The organism is Nocardioides sp. P5_C9_2 (genome assembly GCF_054049555.1).
Genome location: NZ_JBFUMD010000676.1, coordinates 1 through 1,530, shown reverse-complemented (window position 1 = coordinate 1,530; position 1,530 = coordinate 1). Strand labels below are relative to the sequence as shown.

Genomic DNA, 1,530 nt, shown 5'->3' with positions numbered 1-1,530 from the left:
GCCCAGGCACGCGCCGACGAGGCCCGCCGCAAGGCCGACGAGGCGGCGGAGAAGGCGGGGCTGCCGTCCGCGACCGACGAGGAGAAGGCCCAGGCCGACGAGGCCCGTCAGCAGGCCGAGGCCGAGGCCAAGGCCGCCCAGGAGGCGCAGGCCGAGGCCGACCGCAAGGCCGAGGAGAAGGCCCAGAAGGCGATCGACAAGGCCAACGCCCGGCGCGAGAAGCGCCAGGAGGCGCGCCAGGACGCACGCGAAGAGCGTCAGGACGCCCGCCAGGACGCGCGCGAGGAGCGCCAGGAGGCCCATCAGGAGGCCCGCCAGGAGGCGACGGCCGAGGAGGTCTACACCGTGAAGTCGGGCGACACCCTCTCCGAGATCGGGCAGCGTCACGGCGTCGACTGGCGCGAGATCGCGCGGATCAACAATGTGGAGGACCCCAACCTCATCTTCCCGGGTCAGAAGTTCAGGATCCCGAAGAAGTGACCTGAGCCAGCGTCGACGAAGGGCCGTGGCCGGGGGGTCGCGGCCCTTTCGTCGTCCGTCGSAGTCGTTGTCCACAGCATTTGGAACATCCTTGACCTCGAACGTGTGTTCGAGGGACGATGAGGCATGCCCGCAGCCACCGCCTCCGACATCGCGCTGATCGGGCGCCTGCGCCAGGCGGACGCCGAGGTCCGGGCGGCCCAGTCCACGGTGTTCCTGCTCGCCGCCGAGTGGGCGGACGCCCATCTCGAGGCCGACGTGCCCGCACCGGATGGGGAGTGCCTCCACGGGTGTCGCGCCGCCGACCGGCACGACGTCGAGGTCGGTGACTTCGCCGGCGGGTGCGCACACGGATGCGTGGGCGACCCGGACGGCTTCCACGACCCGTTCATCCCGCTCGTGCGCTGGGACGCCGCGGCTCCGTTCGGCGCGGCCATCGGCCGCACCAGCCAGGCGGGTTCGCTGATGATCCGCGACGCCCTGCTCACCCGCCACCGCCTTCCGCGCGTGTGGCGCCGGGTCGAGGCCGGCGAGGTGGAGCCGCACAAGGCCCGGATGCTCGCCCAGTCGATCATCGGCCGCCCGCGGGATGTCTCCGACCACCTCGACCGCCACCTCGCGCCGGTCGCCCACAAGATCGGTCGGATCGCGCTCGAGCGCGCGATCGACGAGGCGATGCTCCGGCTCTACCCGGAGCAGCGCGAGGCCGAGCAGCTCGAGGCCCTCGACCGGCGCTTCGCCACACTGCACGTGGACTCCATCAACCACGTCGGGATCGCCGACATGTCGGTGCGCGGTGACTGGAAGGACCTGCACGACTTCGACCGGGCGCTGTCCCGGGTGGCCGTGGCCCTCGCTGCGCAGGACGTCGCCGGAGGGATGGTGCCCGACACCCTCGACGTACGTCGCTCGCGTGCGGTCGGTGTCCTGGCCGATCCCGCGGCCGCTCTCGCGCTCCTGACCGGCAAGGATGCGCCGCCGCCGTCCAAGCGTGCTCAGCTGGTCCTCACCATCACGGACGGCAACCTCGGCGGCGACCCGGTCGCCCGC

At 72.3% G+C, this 1,530-nt stretch carries 1 protein-coding gene and 1 pseudogene; both read left to right on the top strand.

Features of this window, described 5'->3' with window-relative positions; translation table 11 throughout:
* On the top strand, nucleotides 1-480 hold a 480-nt coding region (locus tag ACXJKL_RS20905), incomplete at its 5' end, for a LysM peptidoglycan-binding domain-containing protein (RefSeq protein WP_457208915.1).
* A gap of 126 nt (nucleotides 481-606) precedes the next feature.
* Nucleotides 607-1,530: pseudogene (locus ACXJKL_RS20900) on the top strand (hypothetical protein); the annotation flags it as partial.